Here is a 16,784-nt window from a genome sequence, read left to right on the forward strand (position 1 = left end):
AGGAACTTCAATGCAAGCTCAAATGCTCGCGCCGGCCGCCGTGCTGGTGCTGTGGACTCTCATCATGCTGTTCTGGATGGCGTTCACCCGCCTGCCCGCGATGAAGGGCCTGGGTGGCGGGTTGAAGGACGCCAAGCCCGGCGGCCGAGGTCAGGATCTCGATGGCGTCATTCCCGACAAGGTCCAGTGGAAGGCGCACAATTACATTCATCTGCACGAGCAGCCGACCATCTTCTATGCCACCGCGCTGATCCTGGCGGTGATGGGCGCTGGCGCGCTGGATGTGGTGCTGGCGTGGATCTACGTCGCGCTGCGGATCGTCCACTCGGTCTATCAGGCGACCGTCAACGTCGTGAAGATCCGGTTCCTGTTCTTCATGCTCTCGACCTTCGCGCTGCTGGTGCTGGCGGTGCGCGCGGTGATGGCGACGCTGCTGTTCGATCCGGGTCTGGCGCCCAACTGATGGAAACCGCGATCGCCCAGTCCGCCATCCTCCAGCCGGTCGTGGCGCTGCTGGCCTGGACGATGGTGATGTGGCTGTGGATGTACGCCACCCGCCTGCCTGCGATGACAAAGGCGGGGATCGCGCCGAACGATGCCCGCAAGACCGGCGTCCTCGACGAGCGCCTGCCCGCGCAGGTCCAGTGGAAGGCGCACAATTACAACCATCTCCACGAGCAGCCGACCGTGTTCTACGCGGTCTGCCTGCTGCTCGCGATGGTGGGCTGGGGCGACGGGTTCAACGCGTGGCTTGCCTGGGCCTATGTCGGTCTCAGGGTGGCGCACTCGCTGGTGCAGGCGACCGTGAATGCGGTAGCGGTGCGCTTCGCGCTGTTCGCGCTATCGAGCCTCGTGCTGATCGCGCTGGTCTTCCACGCCGCGATCGGGGTTTTCGACATCCACTTCTAGGCGCTCACTCCGCCGCTTCCTGCTCGGCGGATTCCGCGGCATGCGCATGGCCGTCGGTGTCGATCTCGAGATTGGCGAGGAAGCGTTCCGCGTCGAGCGCTGCCATGCAGCCCATCCCCGCGGCGGTGACCGCCTGGCGATAGACGTGATCGGTGACGTCCCCCGCGGCGAAGACGCCGGGAACTTCGGTCTTGGGGGTGCCGGGTTCGACCAGCAGATAGCCGCCATCGTCCATCGGCAGCTTGCCCTTGAACAGCTCGGTGGCGGGCGAATGGCCGATCGCGACGAATGCGCCGTCGACCTTCAGTTCGCTCGCCGATCCATCGACGGTGTCGCGCAGGTTGAGATGGGTCAGCCCGCCCGCGAGCGGATCGCCCGCAAAGCTCTCGACCTCCTTGTTCCACAGCACCGATATGTTGGGATGGTTCAGCAGCCGCTCCTGCAGGATCTTCTCGGCGCGCAGCGAATCGCGGCGGTGGATCAGCGTGACGTCGTCGGAGTGGTTGGTGAGGTAGAGCGCTTCCTCGACTGCGGTGTTGCCGCCGCCGATCACCGCGACCCTCTTGCCGCGGTAGAAGAAGCCGTCGCAGGTCGCACAGGCCGAGACGCCCTTGCCGCCCAGCTCCTGCTCGCCCGGCGCGCCCAGCCATTTGGCCTGCGCGCCCGTCGCGATCACCAGCGCATCGCCGATATATTCGTCGCCGCTGTCGCCCACCGCGCGGAACGGCGAACCGTTTGCCAGATCGACCTCGACGATGGTGTCCCACATCATCCGCGTGCCGACATGCTCGGCCTGCGCCTTCATCTCCTCCATCAGCCACGGGCCCTGGACCACGTCGCGAAAGCCGGGATAGTTCTCGACATCGGTGGTGATGGTCAGCTGACCGCCGGGCTGGAGGCCCTGCACCACGATCGGCTCCATCATCGCGCGCGCGCCGTAGATGGCGGCGGAATAGCCTGCGGGGCCTGAGCCGATGATGAGCAGCTTGGTGCGATGGGTCGCCATGGAAATCTCTCGGTAAAAGCTTGCGGGAAGCGTCTATATGGGAAGCGGAAGCGCCTGTGTCACGCCACCAGGCGCGCGTGCAAGCGGGTGCGCATGGCGTCGTCCACACCTATGACCTTCTCGAGATAGGCATCGAGCGAACCGTGGTCGCGGTCCACCTCCTCGCGGTAGGTGGCGAGGTAGTCCTCGTGAACCTCGAGCAGCGCGCGGATCGCTTCCTCGTCGAGCTTGCGACCCAGCCGCTGCTCGATCCCCGGGACCGACTGTTCGCGCAGCACCGACAATGTCGGCGCGGCATTGGTGCGCAGGAATTCGGCGAGCTGATCCTCCTCGCTCGCGCCCAGCGCATGCAGCAGCATCATCGCCGCCACGCCGGTGCGGTCTTTGCCCGCGAAGCAATGCACCAGGCTGGCGCCCTCGCGCTCGTCCAGCGCGCGGAAATAGCGCCCGAACATGTCGATCATCGCCGGATTGCGCGGCATGCGGGTGTAGACCGCGATCATCCGCTGGTGGGCGTATTGTGCGGTCGTCGTTTCCGCATCCACATCCATGTGCGGAGGGCTGGAGCTGGTTTCGCCCTCGTAGAAGATCACCTCGCCATCGAAGCCCTCGATCCGGCGGCAGGGATTGCGATCGCGCTCGGAAGTTCCGCGCAGATCGATCACGGTGCGGATATCGAGTTCGGCGATGGCGGCGAGATCGGCATCGCTGGCACCGACATGCTGGCCGGAGCGGTACAGCAGGCCGGTGCGGACATGCCCTCCGCCCGAAACCGACCAGCCGCCGTAGTCGCGGAAATTGTGGATGCCCTGGGTGGGGACGAAGGGTTCTCGAATCATGCGCGCGAGCGTGGCAGCAGGCAGGCCGGGCAACAAGTCCAGTCTAGGCAATCACGACCTATTCGCTGATGTCCGACTCGGCGGGCACGAGGATCAGCGTCTGGTCTTCCACCCGCCAGCCCGACAGCCGCGACAGCACGTTCATGCCCAGCACATTGGTTCGGCCCAGATTGGGGGCGATCACGACATCGATTCCGCTCGCCTCGACATTGCCGAAGCTGAGCGTGTCGGCGGTGGATATCTGCGCGCTGACCGCACCATTGGCGGTGGTGATACGCACCGGGATGCCGCCGGTACGCGCGGCCAGACCGGCACGATCCGCCACCTCCTGCGAGACGGCGGTCACGGTGGCGCCGGTATCGACCAGGAAATTGGCGGGCACGCCGTTGAGCCGCGCCTCGAGCCAGTAATGGCCATCGGGCGACAGCGGCACCCGCGTTTCGCCGCCCTCGACCACCTGCTCCGGCAGGCCGAGCTGCGGCACCGCCAGATCGATCCGCGAATCGAAGCGCGACAGCTGCAGCACCACGGTGATCAGAATGGCGCCCAGCGCCAGCGTGCTCAGCGTGCGGACCACGCGTCCGGCGGCGATCCGGCGATGCACCATCACCGCGCCGATCCAGCCACCGACCATCGCCACGATGGCGGCGATCAGCAGTTCGAAACGCGGGATCGAGCGCACGATGTCAGCGGTCGCATCGAAGGCCAGGGCGAAAGCGGAAGCGAAGTCCATCACCGCGATATAGGAACGCGACCCCTGCGGGTCCATGAACCGCGGCGGATTGTCGCGCTGGCGTGCAGGGTCACCCCAAATGGGCAATCATGCGATCGGCCAGTTCACGCCCGGAAACCCACGCGCTTTCCACCCGCGGCGCGAGCAGCCAGTCGCCCACCAGCCCCAGCCGCAAGGACGGATCCCACAGCGCGGGCTCTCCCGCGACCGGTTGCGCTCTGGCATAGAGCCAGCGATGCGCGGCTGCGTAGGTCGGCGCGACCGGGGCGACAGCATTCTCGGTAAAGAAAGCCGCGAGCAGCTTTGCGGCAATTGCGTCGGGAGCTTCGTCGAGCCGATCTCGCGTCCATCGCGGCGCGCCTGAAGAACCCAGCTCTCGCTGCCGCTGCGCCCCGGCTTGGCACCGTCGCGCGCCGCCCAAGCCACGGAATCGCCCGTGGCGAGCGTATCGGGCAGCGGCAGAGGCTGCGCGAAACAGGCCATTACCGTCCAGCAGGGCTCCGAGACCGTCCGCTCGGCGCGATCGCCGAACTGCGGCGAAAAGCCCGCGACCAGCGGCCCCGCCTGCTCGGCCGGAACCGCGACGACGACGGTGGAATGGCTTTCCAGCAACCCGTCGCCATGCAGCATCCACTCACCCGCGACCCGATCGAGCCGGTCGATCCGCGCGCCCCAGCCCACATCGAGCCCTTCGGCCATGGCGCGGACCGGCTCGTTCATGCCGGGCACGCCGACCAGCGCTTCGTCGCCCGCGGCGGGCCATGGTGCCACCCTGCCCGCCTGCTGCCACGCCGCAACTTCGGCGCGGAAGCGCTCGTCGCGCGCGGTGAAATATTGCGCTCCGTGGTCGAAGCGCAGCCCGCGCCCCTCCACCGTCACACGCCGGGTCGACATCCTCCCGCCCGGCCCGCGACCCTTGTCGTAAATTTCGACGGTCAGACCGGCCTGCACCAGCGGGCGGGCACAGGACAGCCCGGCCATCCCGGCACCGATGATCGCGACAGTCATGGCAGCACCGCCCGGTCAGGGCGCCTTGCGCGGATCGGTCGCCTCGGCGAGGATCAGCGAGAAGCGCTCCTTGCTGTCGAGCCAGCGTTTGCGCGGCGACCAGCCGCCCGCGTGGAGCAGCATGTCGGCGCTGCGGCGGGTGAACTTGTGGCTGTTTTCGGTGTGGATCGTCTCGCCTTCCGCCATCGCGAAGCTTTCGCCGGAAACCGAAAACTCGATCCCGTGCATGGCTTCCAGATGCATCTCGACGCGGGCGTACTCGTCGTTCCAGCGCGCGACATGGCGCAGGCTTTCGACCGGGATCGTGCCCTCGAGCTCGCGGTTGATCCGCCGCGCCAGATTGAGATTGAACTCGCCCGTCACCCCGCCCGCATCGTCATAGGCCGCCTCGAGCACCGCGCGATCCTTGACCAGATCCATCCCGATCAGCAGCAGCGGCTGGACCCCGTGATCGGCCTGCAGCGTCAGCCGCATCGAGCGCAGCAGCTCGACCGCGGTCCAGGCGACCATATTGCCGATGGTCGAGCCGGGGAAGAACCCGAGCTTTGCCGCCTTTTCCACTTCGGAAGGCAGCGTCACCTCGGCCATGAAATCGGCTTCGACCGGATAGACCGGCAGCCCGGGAAATTTGGCCGAGAGCTCGATCGCCGCCTGACGCAGGAAATCGCCGGCGATGTCGAGCGGGACGTAGGAGGACGGCGCGATCGCGTCGAGCAGCAGCGGGGTCTTGACCGAGCTGCCCGAACCGAATTCGACCACGGCGCGGTCGGGGCCGACGGCGGCGGCGATCTCGCCGGCGCGTTCGGTGAGAATTTCAGTTTCGGCGCGGGTGGGGTAATATTCGGGGACCTTGGTGATATCCTCGAACAATTGCGAGCCGGCATCGTCGTAGAGCCAGCGCGCCGGGATCGCCTTGCGTCTCGCGCGGAGCCCTTCGAGCACATCGGCGCGAAAGGCGCGGTCGACTCCGTCCTCGTCGCGATCGACGAGAGCTATTCCTTCGCTGGTCTTCATCACAGATCTCTGGCGAGGCGCAGGCCGGTGAACTGCCAGCGCTGGTGGGGGTAGAAGAAATTACGGTAGCTGGCGCGCGAATGGCCGCGTGCGGTGGCGCAGCTCGCGCCCTTGAGCACGAACTGCCCGCTCATGAACTTGCCATTGTATTCGCCCACCGCGCCCGCAGCCGGCTTGAACCGCGGATAGGGCAGATAGCCCGAGCGGGTGAACTGCCAGCAATCGCCGAACAGCCCCTCGCTGCCGCGCGGCTGGACCGGGCCGGCACTGTCGAGCTGGTTGCCCGCGGCGGCATCATGGGCCGCCGCCGCGCCTTCCTGCCCGCGCGCGATGGCTTCCCACTCGCCCTCGGTGGGCAGCCGCTCGCCCGCCCAGCTAGCAAAGGCATCGGCCTCGAAATAGGAAATATGCGTGACCGGCGCCTCGGGATCGCGCGGCTGCCAGCCAGCGAGCGTGAACTGCTCGCCCTCGCGCCAGTAGAGCGGCGCGATGATGGCGTTATCCTTCACCCAGCCCCAGCCGTCGGAGAGCCATAGCGTCGCCGTCTCGTAGCCGCCGTCGGCGATGAAGGCGTCCCACTGCGCATTGGTGACCAGCCGCCTCGCCAGCGCGAACGGTTCGAGCAGCGTGCGATGCGCGGGGCCCTCGTTGTCGAAACCGAAGCCCTCTTCCTGATGGCCGATCCGCGCGATGCCGCCGGGGTGGCGGTGCCAGCCTTCCGATCCGCCGCGCAGGCGGGCGTCTGCGGCTGCCTGGTCGTCCGTCGGCTGGCTGAGGTCCCCGCCTTCGCGGGGACTCGCGTCTTCCCACATCGCCGGACCCAGCGGGTTCTGGAACAATGCGTGCTTAATGTCGGTCAGCAGCAGTTCCTGATGCTGCTGCTCATGCGCTATCCCCAGCGCGATCAGGTCGGCGTGCTGCAGATCCTCGAGCAGCGGCTCCATCGCCGCGCTCACATGCGCGCGATAGGCCAGAACCTCGTCGAGCGAGGGGCGCGAGAGCATCCCGCGCGCAAAGCGGGCGATCCGCTCGCCCTCGGTCTCGTAATAGGAATTGTGGATGAAGGCCCAGCGCTCGTCGAACGGCGCATAGTCCGCCCCGTGCTCGCGCAGCAGGAAGGTTTCCCAGAACCAGGTGGTGTGCGCCAGATGCCATTTGGCGGGCGAGGCGTCTTCCATCGACTGGATCGTGGCGTCTGCATCGGACAGCGGCGCGACCAGCGCCTCGCTCAGCGCGCGGGTCGCGCGAAACCGCTCGGTAAGTCCTGCGGTCGGGGCGGTCCCGGATCTGGTCTGTAGCTGTGCGACGGTAAGACCCCCTTGTAGATGCAGCTGCCAATGCGCGGCGAGCGAGCCTCACAATGACGAGAAACCGCCGTTTCCGAAAGGGGTTCCGGAAAAAACCCTTTGCAGAGGCGCTGTCGGACCGCGGGTTGCGCGGTCAGCGCTCAGGCGGCGTCGGCGCGGCGCACCTGCGCTTCGGCGTTGAGCATTTCGGCCAGCAGGAACGCCAGTTCGAGCGATTGCGCCGCGTTGAGCCGCGGGTCGCAATGCGTGTGATAGCGATCGCCCAGCGCCTCGTCGGTGATCGCCACCGCGCCGCCGACGCATTCGGTGACATCCTGTCCGGTCATCTCGACATGGATGCCGCCGGGATGCGTGCCCTCGGCGCGGTGAACCGCGAAGAAGCCCTTCACCTCGCTCAGGATCCGGTCGAAGGGGCGCGTCTTGAAGCCGCTCTCGGCCTTGACGACATTGCCGTGCATCGGATCGCAGCTCCACACCACCGGATGGCCCTCGCGCGTCGCGGCGCGCACCAGCGGGGGCAGGCCCTTCTCGACCTTGTCGTGCCCGAAGCGGCTGATCAGCGTGATCCGGCCCGGCTCGCGCGCGGGATTGAGCGTGTCGAGCAGCCGCAGCAGCGCATCGGGTTCCAGGTTCGGCCCGCATTTCAGCCCCAGCGGATTGCCGATCCCGCGCGCGAATTCGACATGCGCGCTGCCTTCGAAACGGGTGCGGTCGCCGATCCAGACCATGTGCGCGCTGGTGTCGTACCATTCGCCGGTCAGCGAATCGCGCCGCGTCATCACCTGCTCGTAGGGCAGCAGCAGCGCCTCGTGGCTGGTGTAGAAAGTGGTGCGCTGCAATTGCGGCATGGTGTGCGGATCGATCCCGCACGCTTCCATGAAATCGAGCGATTCGCCGATCCGGTCGGCGATATCGGCGAATTTGTCGGCCCAGGGGCTGCGGCCCATGAAGTCGAGCGTCCACTGGTGCACCTGCCGCAGATTGGCGTAGCCCCCGCCCGCGAAGGCGCGCAGCAGGTTGAGCGTGGCGGCGGCCTGCGAATAGGCGCGCACCATCCGCTGGGGATCGTTTCGGCGGGTTTCGGGGTCGAACTCTATCCCGTTGATATTGTCGCCGAGATAGCTTGGTAGAGTCGTGTCGCCCTGCGTCTCGGTGGGCGAGGAGCGCGGCTTGGCGAACTGCCCGGCCATCCGCCCGACCTTCACTACCGGATGCTTGCTGGCGAAGGTCAGCACCACCGCCATCTGCAGGATCACGCGGAAGGTATCGCGGATATTGTCGGGGTGAAATTCGGCGAAGCTCTCGGCGCAGTCGCCGCCCTGGAGCAGGAAGGATTCCCCCGCCGCGACCTGCGCCAGATCCGCCTTTAGCGCCCGCGCCTCGCCCGCAAAGACCAGCGGCGGGTGCGAGGTGAGCGTCTCCTGAGCCGCCGCCAGCGCCGCAGCGTCTTCGTAGTGCGGCAGATGCCGCGCTTCGAATTGCGTCCAGCTGTCGGGCGTCCACGCCTTCGTCATCATCGATCCATTCATCGGCCACACGGCAGTATCGCCGTCGCGTTGCGCAATTATCGCAAGCGGAACCGCCAGCATGCCGCAAGCATGTTTTGCTTGGCCAGCGCAAAAACCCGATTGCCGCGATCGGGATTTCAGGCCCGGCGTCACCGCCTCAGCGTCAGCGTCCCTGCATGATCGCAGGCGCATTCGAGGGGCGGATCTCGCCAGCAAGTTGCGTATCCTCGGGGATCACCGCCAACCGCCAACCGTCGCGACCGCCGAAATATTTCTGCGCCAGCTGCGTCATAGCCTCGGGCGTGGTCCGCGAATAATCGGTGAGCAGCGAGCGCAGCAGCGCGATCCTGCGCGGATCGACGGTCGAACCTTCCAGCTGATACAGCCAGAACAGATTGCCGCTCGAGGCGCGCGAGATCGACTGGCGGAGCGGTTCGGTCACCCGCGCGAGCTCGTCGCCATCGGGGGCGGTGGTGGCGAGCTCGTCGGCGATCCGCTCGGCCTCCTGGAAGAAGATCGGAACGTCCTCGGGCTGCAATTGCGCCAGCGCGCTGATCCGGCCACCGCCGGCGATGTCGCTGGGCCATTCGGAGCGCACGACCGGGGCATAGCTCGCCCCCGCCCGCTCGCGCATCGCGTCGAACAGCCGGTTGTTGAACAGCTGGACGAGGATTTCGAGCTGGCGCGATTCGCGCAGGCCCGCCACCCCGCCGCCGCTCGGCCAGGCGATCACCGCCGCAGCCTGATTGGCATCGCCGCGGTGGTAGCGGATCGTGGTGTCCTCGTCGGCGGGGAAGGAGGGCACGCGCGCTGCGATCTCGGCGGGCAGTTCTTCGCGCGGTTCCAGCGCCCCGAAGGTCCGCGCCAGCGCCGCCACCGCCTCGTCGCGTTGAAAATCGCCGAAGATCAGCACTTCGATCGGACCCTGCGCCAGCAGCGGTTCCCAGAAGGCGCGGAAGCCGGCGGGATCGCTCGCGGCCAGCGCGGCGAGATCGGGGGTGGCGAAGCGGGCATCGCCATCGCGCAACAGCGCTTCCAGGTCGCGGTTGAGCACTCCCGCGGGACTTGTGGCGAAGCTTTCATAGGCCAGCCGGGCCGCAGCCTGCGCGCGCAGCACCGGGCTTTCGTCCCAGCGCGGCATCTCGAGCTTGGCGGCGAAAAGGTAGAGCTGGTCGGCCAGATCCTCCGCTCGGGTCTGCGCGAAGAAGGTGAAGGCCCCCTCGTCGATCGAGAAATCGAAGCCCATCTTGCGCCCGGTGCTGATCCGGTCGAGCTCTTCCTCGCCCAGTTCGCCCACGCCGGAACTGATCAGCGCCATCTCGCCGAGGCGGGCATAGGTGGCCTGCGCCGGGTCGATCGCGCGATAGCCGCCGCCGAAGCGGACCTTGACCGAGACGCGGCCGGGTTCGGCATCATTGTCCCACAGCAGCGCCTTGACGCCATTGGCGAAATCGACCCGCTCGACATCGAGCACTCCGATCGGCCCGGCTTGCACGACATCTCCGGGCTCGCCGATGGGGGGCAGCTCGTCGAAGGCGATCGTGGCGGCACTGAGCCGGGCGCTGCCATCGGGCTCGACCGGAGCGGACAGCGCGGCGCGCAACCGGTCGGCGTCCGCCTCGCCCGCAGCGGGCGTGACATAGGCGGCGCGGATCACCGGCCCGGAAAACAGCGCGCGAGTGTGATCGAGGATCTGCTGCGGAGTGATCGCATCCTTCATCCCGCGGAAAACGGAGAGCACGGTCTCGGGCGCGGCGACCGCTTCGCGGATATCGACCGCCTGGACGATATCGTCGGCCAGCCTGCCCCCCGCCATCACAGAACGTTCCGCGACGGAGCTTTCGAAGACCTGTTCGAATTCGGCGATCTCGCGATCGATTTCTTCATCGGTCGGCGGGGTCGCGAGCGCATCGGCGATGACCGCTCGGACATCGGTAAGCGCAGTTTCCCAATCCTCGCTGAGCGGCGCGAAGCTGACGAAGGTGGCATCGGTCGAGCGGCTGATATCGTCCTGCCGGACCTGCGCGTAGAGATAGCTGCCGCCGGCGCGGGCGCGCGATTCCAGCCGCCGGTTGATCAGCGCCTGCGCCAGCGAATCGCGCAGCAAGCCCTGGTTGTAGGCGATGGTGTCCTGGACCGGACGCCACGGGCGCAGCACGGCGTAGGTCAGGCTGCGCGGCAGATCGGGTTCGACGATCGTCACCGTCTCGCCCACCGGATTGGCGGGATCGGTGCCCGGAGGCGCGAGCGGATCGCCGAAATCGGGAGCCGCGCTCGGTTCGCCGCGGACCTGCCAATCGCCGAACTTGGCTTCGATCTGTGCCGCGAGCAGCATCGGATCGAGATCGCCGACCGCGACGATGACGGTGTTCTCGGGCCGATACCAGCGGCGATGGAAGGCGTTGACGCTGCGTCCCGTCGCCGCCTGCAGCGTTTCCACCGTGCCGATCGGATTGCGGGTGGCAAGCCGCTGGCCGGCGAACAGCGTCGCCCGGCTGGCGTCGGCGCTGCGCTGTGCCGCACCGCCGCGTTCGCGCATCTCGGCGAGGATGATCGGGACTTCGGCGCCCACGGTGGCGTCGCTGAGCACGGGTTCGCGGACCATGCCCGAGAGCAGCTTCATGCTTTCCTCGAGTTTGGCAGGGTCGATATTGGGCAGATCGAGCTTGTAGACCGTGTGTGTCGGGCTCGTCTCTGCATTGGTGTCGCTGCCGAAGGTCGCGCCCAGCCGCTGCCAGGTCGGGATCGCTTCCGACGTGCCGAGATATTTGCTTTCCCGGAACAGCAGGTGCTCGAGCAGATGGGCGTAGCCGCGCTCGTTCTCGGCCTCGTGCAGCGAACCGGCATCGATACGGACCCGGATCGAAGCCTGATCGGGCGGCACGCCGTTGCGGCGCACCGCGTAGCGCAGACCGTTCTCCATCTCGCCGAAAAGCCATTCCTCGTCGCGCGGGACATCGGAACCGCGGTAGATCCACGGCACCTCGTCGCCGGTCTGCAGCGCGGTGGGTGCCGGAGCAGGAGCGGGAGTCGAGACCGGGACCACGATCTCCTGCGCCAGCACCGGGTGCACGGACAGAAGGGCGATCGGGGCGAGGAGAGCAAGCTGCCGGGTGGCGCGCGCGAAAATGGTCATTCGCGGCATATAGGGTGGCATTGGGTGAAGCGGTAGTGAACACGCAGTCCGCTGCGCCCTCAAGTGCCGCCTTGTCCCGGTCCTCTGTCCACCCTACATCCAGACCCATGTTCATTGAGACCGAAACCACGCCCAACCCGGCGAGCCTGAAATTCCTCCCCGGCCAGCAGGTGATGGCCCAGGGGACGCGCGAATTCGCCGATCCCGAAGCCGCCGAGGCCAGCCCGCTGGCGCAGGCGATCTTCGACACCGGAGAGGTCGTGAACGTCTTCTTCGGCAGCGATTTCATCTCCGTCACCGCAGCGCCCGGGGTCGACTGGACCGCGCTCAAGCCGCAGGTGCTCTCGATCCTGCTCGACCATTTCGTCGCCGAGGCGCCGCTGTTCGCACCAGGCACCGCCGCCGGAATCGCGGTTCCGCCCGAAGGCGGCGAACTGCTGGTCGAGGAAAACGCCGAAGACGCCGATATCGTCGCCCAGATCAACGAGCTGCTCGACACGCGGGTGCGCCCCGCCGTCGCTGGCGACGGCGGCGACATCCAGTATCGCGGCTTCAAGGACGGGGTCGTCTTCCTGACCATGCAGGGCGCATGTTCGGGCTGCCCTTCATCCTCCGCCACGCTCAAGCACGGCATCGAGGGCCTGCTGAAACATTACGTGCCCGAGGTCGTCGAAGTCCGCGCCGCCTGACTTCCACTCCACTTGCACAGCCATAGGATTTTCATGCCCCAGCAGTTCCACGACAACACGCTGTCCGCCGACGCGCTCGACCAGATCTTCCGCGAGGCGCGCACCTACAATGGCTGGCTCGACAAGCCGGTGAGCGAGGATCAGCTTCACGCGATCTACGAATTGTTCAAGATGGGACCGACCTCGGCCAATATGCAGCCCGCGCGGATCGTGTGGGTCAAGTCGCAGGAACAGAAGAACAGGCTGGCGGAACTGGCTTCGGATGCCAATGCGGACAAGATCCGCGCCGCGCCGGTCACCGCGATCATCGGCTACGACATCGATTTTCACGAGGAACTGCCCTGGCTTTTTCCGCATACCGATGCCAAGAGCTGGTTCGCCGGCGACGAGGCGGGCCGGATCGAAGGCGCCAAGCGCAATTCCGCGCTCCAGGGCGCCTATATGATAATCGCCGCGCGCGCGCTCGGGCTCGATTGCGGGCCGATGTCCGGAGTCGATCTCGACGGGATCACCAAGGAATTCTTCGCCGACCAGCCGCGCCACCGCGCCGACTGGGTCTGCTCGATCGGCTATGGCGATCCCACGAGCATCTTCGAGCGCAGCCCACGCCCCGATTTCGACAAATTCACCCGCATCGTCTGAGGCCCGCCGCTTGAAGCTCGTCCAAGGCTGAGGCATCGCACCCGGATGCGAACGCTCGCGATCGAATGCGCCACCGAAGCCTGCTCCGTCGCCCTGTTCGAGGGCGCGGACGCGGATGCGCACTTGCTGGATCATCGCCACGAGGTGATCGGGCGCGGCCATGCCGAGCGGCTGGTGCCGATGATCGCCGAACTGCCCGCTCGCGGGCGGGCGGAGCGGATTCTGGTCTCGCTCGGCCCCGGCAGCTTTACCGGCACGCGGATCGGGCTGGCGACCGCGCGGGCGCTGGCAATTGCCTGGGGCTCCGAGGTGCTTGGTTTCCCGACGCTGGCGCTGGTCGGCGCGACCGCGCGGGCTTTCGCCGACACGGCGGAGCCGCAAATTCTGGTGGCGATGACCGGCGGGCACGGCGAATATTTCGTTCAGCTCTTCGGCGATCGCGGCCTGCCACTCGCCGACCATGCTTCGCTGACTCCGGAGGCGGCTGCGGGCTTCGCCGACACGCCGCTGGTCGCGGGCAGCAGGGCGGAAGAACTGGTCGGCCTGCGGGGATCGGGCCAGGCGCTCGACCTGTTGCCCGACGCGCGTTACGCCCCTGCCCTCCCCGTCTCGCTGCTCACCGACCGTCTCTCTCCGATCTATGGTCGCCACCCGGACGCCAAGCTTCCGGCATGACGCAGGACGAGACGATCGACGCCATCATGCAGGTCATGGAACGGGCTTTCGATCCCTATTGGAGAGAAGCCTGGAACCGGCGTCAGGTGACCGACAGTTTCGCGCTGCCTTCGACGCATGCGCTGCTAATCGATGCCCAGGGCAATATTGCCCACCATCCCGCAGAAACGATCGGTTTCGTGCTGTCGCGCATCGTGCTGGACGAAGAAGAGTTGCTGCTGGTGGCGATCGCCCCCGAATATCGCGGCAAGCAACTTGGCAAACGGCTGATAGAACACTCCGCCAGCGCGGCTCGCGACCGCGGCGCGACCCGGCTGTTCCTCGAAATGCGCGCCAACAATCCCGCCGACCGCGTTTACCGTGCCGCGGGCTTCGAGCGGATCGGAATGCGCAAGGATTACTACCGCACTGCCGATGGAGAGAAGCTCGATGCGATCACTTTCGGAAGAAATTTAACCAATTGAGCCGGTCGTCTGTCGAGTTTTACTTGAAAACGATGACAGTGGAGTTGCAATTGTGAACCGAACGGTTCAAGGGCCGCGGCAGAAGCCTCGTCGACAAGAGGCCCCTCCGACAGATCGGATCGCCAAGGATTGAAAATGGATAATTTTGAGAACGACACGAGCGAAATGCTCATCACCCTTACCAGCGACATCGTCGCTGCCCATGTCAGCAACAACAGCGTCTCCGTGGACGAAGTTCCTACGCTGATTTCCAAGATTCACGCAGCCCTCGCTGATCTCGGCCACCATGCCGAGCCCGTCGAGGAAACGCCCGAACCCGCCGTTTCGGTGCGCGCTTCGGTCAAGCGCGACCATCTCGTCTGCCTCGATTGCGGCAAGAAGATGAAGATGCTCAAGCGCCACCTGACCACCGAGCACGACATGACCCCGGCCGAATATCGCGATCGCTGGAGCCTGTCGGCCGATTATCCGATGGTCGCTCCCGAATACGCCGAGACGCGCCGCGATCTCGCCAAGAAGATCGGTCTGGGCCGCAAGCCCGGCCAGCAGCGCGGCCGCAAGAAGAAAGCCGACTGAGCCGAGGCCGAAGCTTGAGCAAAACGCCCCGCCCCCCTATGGGTGCGGGGCGTTTTTGTATTGGAGCATGACTTGCAGCAGCGGATCGACCTCGAACAGCTTTGCGCCGACAAAGGGCTGCGCATCACCGAGCAACGCCGCATCATTGCGCGCGTCCTCTCGGAAAGCGACGATCACCCGGATGTCGAGATGTTGCACGAACGCGCCGCGGCGATCGACGCCAAGATCTCGATCGCCACGGTCTATCGCACCGTTCGCCTGTTCGAGGATGCCGGCATTCTCGACCGCCACGATTTCGGCGACGGTCGGGCTCGCTACGAAGCCGCGCCCGAGGCGCATCACGATCACCTGATCGATGTCGAAAGCGGCAAGGTGGTCGAATTCGTCGATCCCGAACTCGAAGCGCTGCAGAAGCAGATCGCCGAGAAGCTGGGCTACCGACTCGTCGATCACCGGATGGAACTCTATGGCGTCCGGCTCGACCGCGAGGACTGAGACCCGCAGCGCCGCGCGGCTGGCCGCGATGCGCGGCGAGCCCGCCCAACTCGACTGGTCGGACAGGCTCCGGCTCGCGCTGCGCGCCGCGGGCATCATGGCGCTGCTGATCGTGTTCGTGCCGCTGCATTACCTGTTCCGCATCTTCGCCTATGGCTCGCCTTTCCCGATGTATTTCCTGCGCTATGTGGCTCGGGTATCGGGCGCCAAGGTCGAGATCGTCGGCACCCCGCTTCGGCGCGACGTGTTCTTCATCGCCAATCATGTTTCCTGGATCGACATACTGGCGCTCGCAGGCGCCAGCGGGACGGCGTTCGTGGCGAAATACGAATTGTCGCAGGTGCCGGTGATCGGCTGGCTGTGCTCGCTCAACCGGACCGTCTTCGTCCAGCGCGAGAACCGGCTCGGGGTTGCGGCACAGATCAACGCGCTGCGCGAGGCGCTGGCCGACAATTGGTCGGTGACGGTATTCCCCGAAGGGACCACCACCGACGGCCATTCGCTGCTGCCGTTCAAATCCTCGATGCTCTCGGTGCTGGAACCGCCGCCGCCGGGCGTGCTCGTCCAGCCGGTGATGCTCGACTATGGCACTGCGGGCGAGGAAATCGGCTGGATCGGCGAAGAAAGCGGGCTCGACAACGCCAAGCGGATTCTGTCGCGGCGCGGCAGCTTTCGGGTGCGGATTCATTTTCTCGAACCCTTCAGCCCCGAGAAGCACCGCGGACGCAAGGCGATCGCCGCACGGGCCCGCGAGGCGATCGAGGAGGCACTGCTGACCGCGCTCGGCCACCCCTCGCGCGATTTCGCCCATACCGTGGCGCCGATCCGCTACGTCGCGCCCGCCGATCGCAGATCCCCGCCTGTAGACTAGAGCTCGGCACGCACCAGCCAGTCGTGGAATATCCGCACCGGGCGTTCCTCCAGCGCAGTCGGTCGGCAGACGAACCAGTAGCTGTAGGGGCTTTCGACCTCGACCCCGTAAAGATTGGTAAGCCGCGGATCCGCGGCGCGGCGCAGATGATCGTCGTGCATGATGGCGATCCCGAGGCCCTGCGCCGCGGCCGCCAGCATCAGCTGGCCCGAATCGTAGTGATCGATCGCCGCCGGCTCGAGATCGTGGAGCGAGAGTGCCGCCTTCCATGCCTCGAAGCTGGCGGGCAGTTCCTGATGGATGAGAAAGGTCTGCTTCGCCAGCAGGTCGCGATCGGGTTCGGCTCCGAGCGCCTCGGCGATCGCGCGGTTGGCGATGGCGTGGACGCGGTTGTAATCGAGCCGCACTGCATGCAACCCGCTGGCGGGTCCACGCGACAGGATGATCCCGGCATCCAGCGTGTCTCCGACCCGATCTTCGATATGCGGTCCGGTGTCGATATCGATATGCAGCAAGGGATGCGAAGCGCGCAGTTCGCTCAGCCGGGGGAACAGCCGCTGGCTGCCGAACAGCGGCAGCACGCCCAGCCGTAGCCGCAGCAGCGACATGTTCTCCGATTGGCTTTCCACCGCCCGCGCCAGCGCCTCCAGATGCGGATTGACCGATTCGTAGAACGCCTGCCCCTCGTCGGTGAGCTTCATCGACTGGCGCGCGCGGGTAAACAGCTTCTTGCCCACGAAGCTTTCGAGATTGCCGATCCGGCGCGACAGCGCCGAAGGGCTCAGTCCCAGTTCGTCGGCGGCGGCGCGAGCCGATCCGAGCCGGACGGTGCGAGCAAAGGCTTCGAGCGCGCGGAGCGGGGGAAGTCGGCGGATGACCATCGCCTACTCCATGGCGTCCGCAAGGGGTCCT

The 16,784-nt window shown here is 66.5% G+C and carries 18 protein-coding genes; 9 read left to right on the plus strand and 9 right to left on the minus strand.

From position 1 onward, the window contains the following. Nucleotides 1-10: 10 nt before the first annotated feature. Nucleotides 11-463, plus strand: coding sequence for an MAPEG family protein (locus tag Q9K01_RS09110; protein WP_305929936.1), 453 nt, complete (start codon nt 11-13; stop codon nt 461-463). Then, nucleotides 463-909 carry an MAPEG family protein gene (locus Q9K01_RS09115; RefSeq protein WP_305929937.1) on the plus strand — a complete coding sequence of 149 codons (447 nt, stop codon included), beginning with the start codon at nt 463-465 and terminating at the stop codon, nt 907-909. Before Q9K01_RS09110 ends, Q9K01_RS09115 begins: the two co-directional genes overlap by 1 nt. 4 nt (nt 910-913) lie before the next feature. Here the strand turns inward: Q9K01_RS09115 and trxB are convergent, their stop codons facing one another. The 8 genes from trxB to Q9K01_RS09155 all read right to left on the minus strand — a co-directional run bounded on the left by trxB (nt 914) and on the right by Q9K01_RS09155 (nt 11,460). Next, nucleotides 914-1,915, minus strand: a complete 1,002-nt coding sequence (gene trxB / locus Q9K01_RS09120; RefSeq protein ID WP_305929938.1) for a thioredoxin-disulfide reductase — start codon at nt 1,913-1,915, stop codon at nt 914-916. A gap of 59 nt (nt 1,916-1,974) precedes the next feature. After that, the gene (locus Q9K01_RS09125; RefSeq protein WP_305929939.1) at nt 1,975-2,754 is read right to left on the minus strand and encodes a tyrosine-protein phosphatase; all 780 of its coding nucleotides are present in this window, start codon (nt 2,752-2,754) and stop codon (nt 1,975-1,977) included. A gap of 58 nt (nt 2,755-2,812) precedes the next feature. Next, complete coding sequence (locus Q9K01_RS09130; RefSeq protein ID WP_305929940.1) at nt 2,813-3,523, minus strand: retropepsin-like aspartic protease family protein; 711 nt, start codon at nt 3,521-3,523, stop codon at nt 2,813-2,815. Between the two features lie 51 nt (nt 3,524-3,574). Then, nucleotides 3,575-4,495: an NAD(P)/FAD-dependent oxidoreductase gene (locus Q9K01_RS09135; protein WP_305929941.1), complete on the minus strand. Its 921-nt coding sequence runs from the start codon at nt 4,493-4,495 to the stop codon at nt 3,575-3,577. A gap of 15 nt (nt 4,496-4,510) precedes the next feature. Then, nucleotides 4,511-5,509: an L-histidine N(alpha)-methyltransferase gene (gene egtD, locus Q9K01_RS09140; RefSeq protein WP_305929942.1), complete on the minus strand. Its 999-nt coding sequence runs from the start codon at nt 5,507-5,509 to the stop codon at nt 4,511-4,513. Beyond that, nucleotides 5,509-6,741, minus strand: a complete 1,233-nt coding sequence (gene egtB, locus Q9K01_RS09145) for an ergothioneine biosynthesis protein EgtB (RefSeq protein ID WP_422785314.1) — start codon at nt 6,739-6,741, stop codon at nt 5,509-5,511. The genes egtD and egtB overlap by 1 nt, the downstream gene beginning before the upstream one ends. A gap of 215 nt (nt 6,742-6,956) precedes the next feature. Next, a complete protein-coding gene (locus Q9K01_RS09150; RefSeq protein WP_305930474.1) occupies nt 6,957-8,330 on the minus strand; it encodes a class II 3-deoxy-7-phosphoheptulonate synthase in 1,374 nt (457 codons plus the stop codon). A gap of 157 nt (nt 8,331-8,487) precedes the next feature. Beyond that, the gene (locus tag Q9K01_RS09155; protein ID WP_305929943.1) at nt 8,488-11,460 is read right to left on the minus strand and encodes a M16 family metallopeptidase; all 2,973 of its coding nucleotides are present in this window, start codon (nt 11,458-11,460) and stop codon (nt 8,488-8,490) included. A 107-nt stretch (nt 11,461-11,567) separates the two neighbouring features. Here Q9K01_RS09155 and Q9K01_RS09160 point away from each other — a divergent pair, with 107 nt between their 5' ends. The 7 genes from Q9K01_RS09160 (at nt 11,568) to Q9K01_RS09190 (ending at nt 15,872) form a co-directional block, all read left to right on the plus strand. Beyond that, nucleotides 11,568-12,149 (plus strand): NifU family protein, encoded by a 582-nt coding sequence (locus Q9K01_RS09160; protein ID WP_305929944.1) that lies wholly within the window; start codon nt 11,568-11,570, stop codon nt 12,147-12,149. A 33-nt stretch (nt 12,150-12,182) separates the two neighbouring features. Further along, nucleotides 12,183-12,791 carry a malonic semialdehyde reductase gene (locus Q9K01_RS09165; RefSeq protein ID WP_305929945.1) on the plus strand — a complete coding sequence of 203 codons (609 nt, stop codon included), beginning with the start codon at nt 12,183-12,185 and terminating at the stop codon, nt 12,789-12,791. A gap of 45 nt (nt 12,792-12,836) precedes the next feature. Further along, nucleotides 12,837-13,466: a tRNA (adenosine(37)-N6)-threonylcarbamoyltransferase complex dimerization subunit type 1 TsaB gene (gene tsaB, locus Q9K01_RS09170; RefSeq protein WP_305929946.1), complete on the plus strand. Its 630-nt coding sequence runs from the start codon at nt 12,837-12,839 to the stop codon at nt 13,464-13,466. After that, the gene (locus tag Q9K01_RS09175) at nt 13,463-13,930 is read left to right on the plus strand and encodes a GNAT family N-acetyltransferase (RefSeq protein ID WP_305929947.1); all 468 of its coding nucleotides are present in this window, start codon (nt 13,463-13,465) and stop codon (nt 13,928-13,930) included. Before tsaB ends, Q9K01_RS09175 begins: the two co-directional genes overlap by 4 nt. A gap of 135 nt (nt 13,931-14,065) precedes the next feature. After that, a complete protein-coding gene (locus Q9K01_RS09180) occupies nt 14,066-14,506 on the plus strand; it encodes a Ros/MucR family transcriptional regulator (protein ID WP_305929948.1) in 441 nt (146 codons plus the stop codon). Nucleotides 14,507-14,578: 72 nt separating this feature from the next. Next, nucleotides 14,579-15,001, plus strand: coding sequence for a Fur family transcriptional regulator (locus Q9K01_RS09185; RefSeq protein WP_305929949.1), 423 nt, complete (start codon nt 14,579-14,581; stop codon nt 14,999-15,001). Next, complete coding sequence (locus Q9K01_RS09190; RefSeq protein ID WP_305929950.1) at nt 14,973-15,872, plus strand: lysophospholipid acyltransferase family protein; 900 nt, start codon at nt 14,973-14,975, stop codon at nt 15,870-15,872. The genes Q9K01_RS09185 and Q9K01_RS09190 overlap by 29 nt, the downstream gene beginning before the upstream one ends. Here Q9K01_RS09190 and Q9K01_RS09195 read toward each other — a convergent pair. After that, a complete protein-coding gene (locus tag Q9K01_RS09195; RefSeq protein ID WP_305929951.1) occupies nt 15,869-16,753 on the minus strand; it encodes a LysR family transcriptional regulator in 885 nt (294 codons plus the stop codon). The genes Q9K01_RS09190 and Q9K01_RS09195 overlap by 4 nt on opposite strands. Nucleotides 16,754-16,784: the final 31 nt, after the last annotated feature.

Source organism: Qipengyuania benthica (genome assembly GCF_030717865.1).
In the GTDB taxonomy this organism is placed as follows: Bacteria; Pseudomonadota; Alphaproteobacteria; order Sphingomonadales; family Sphingomonadaceae; genus Qipengyuania; species Qipengyuania benthica.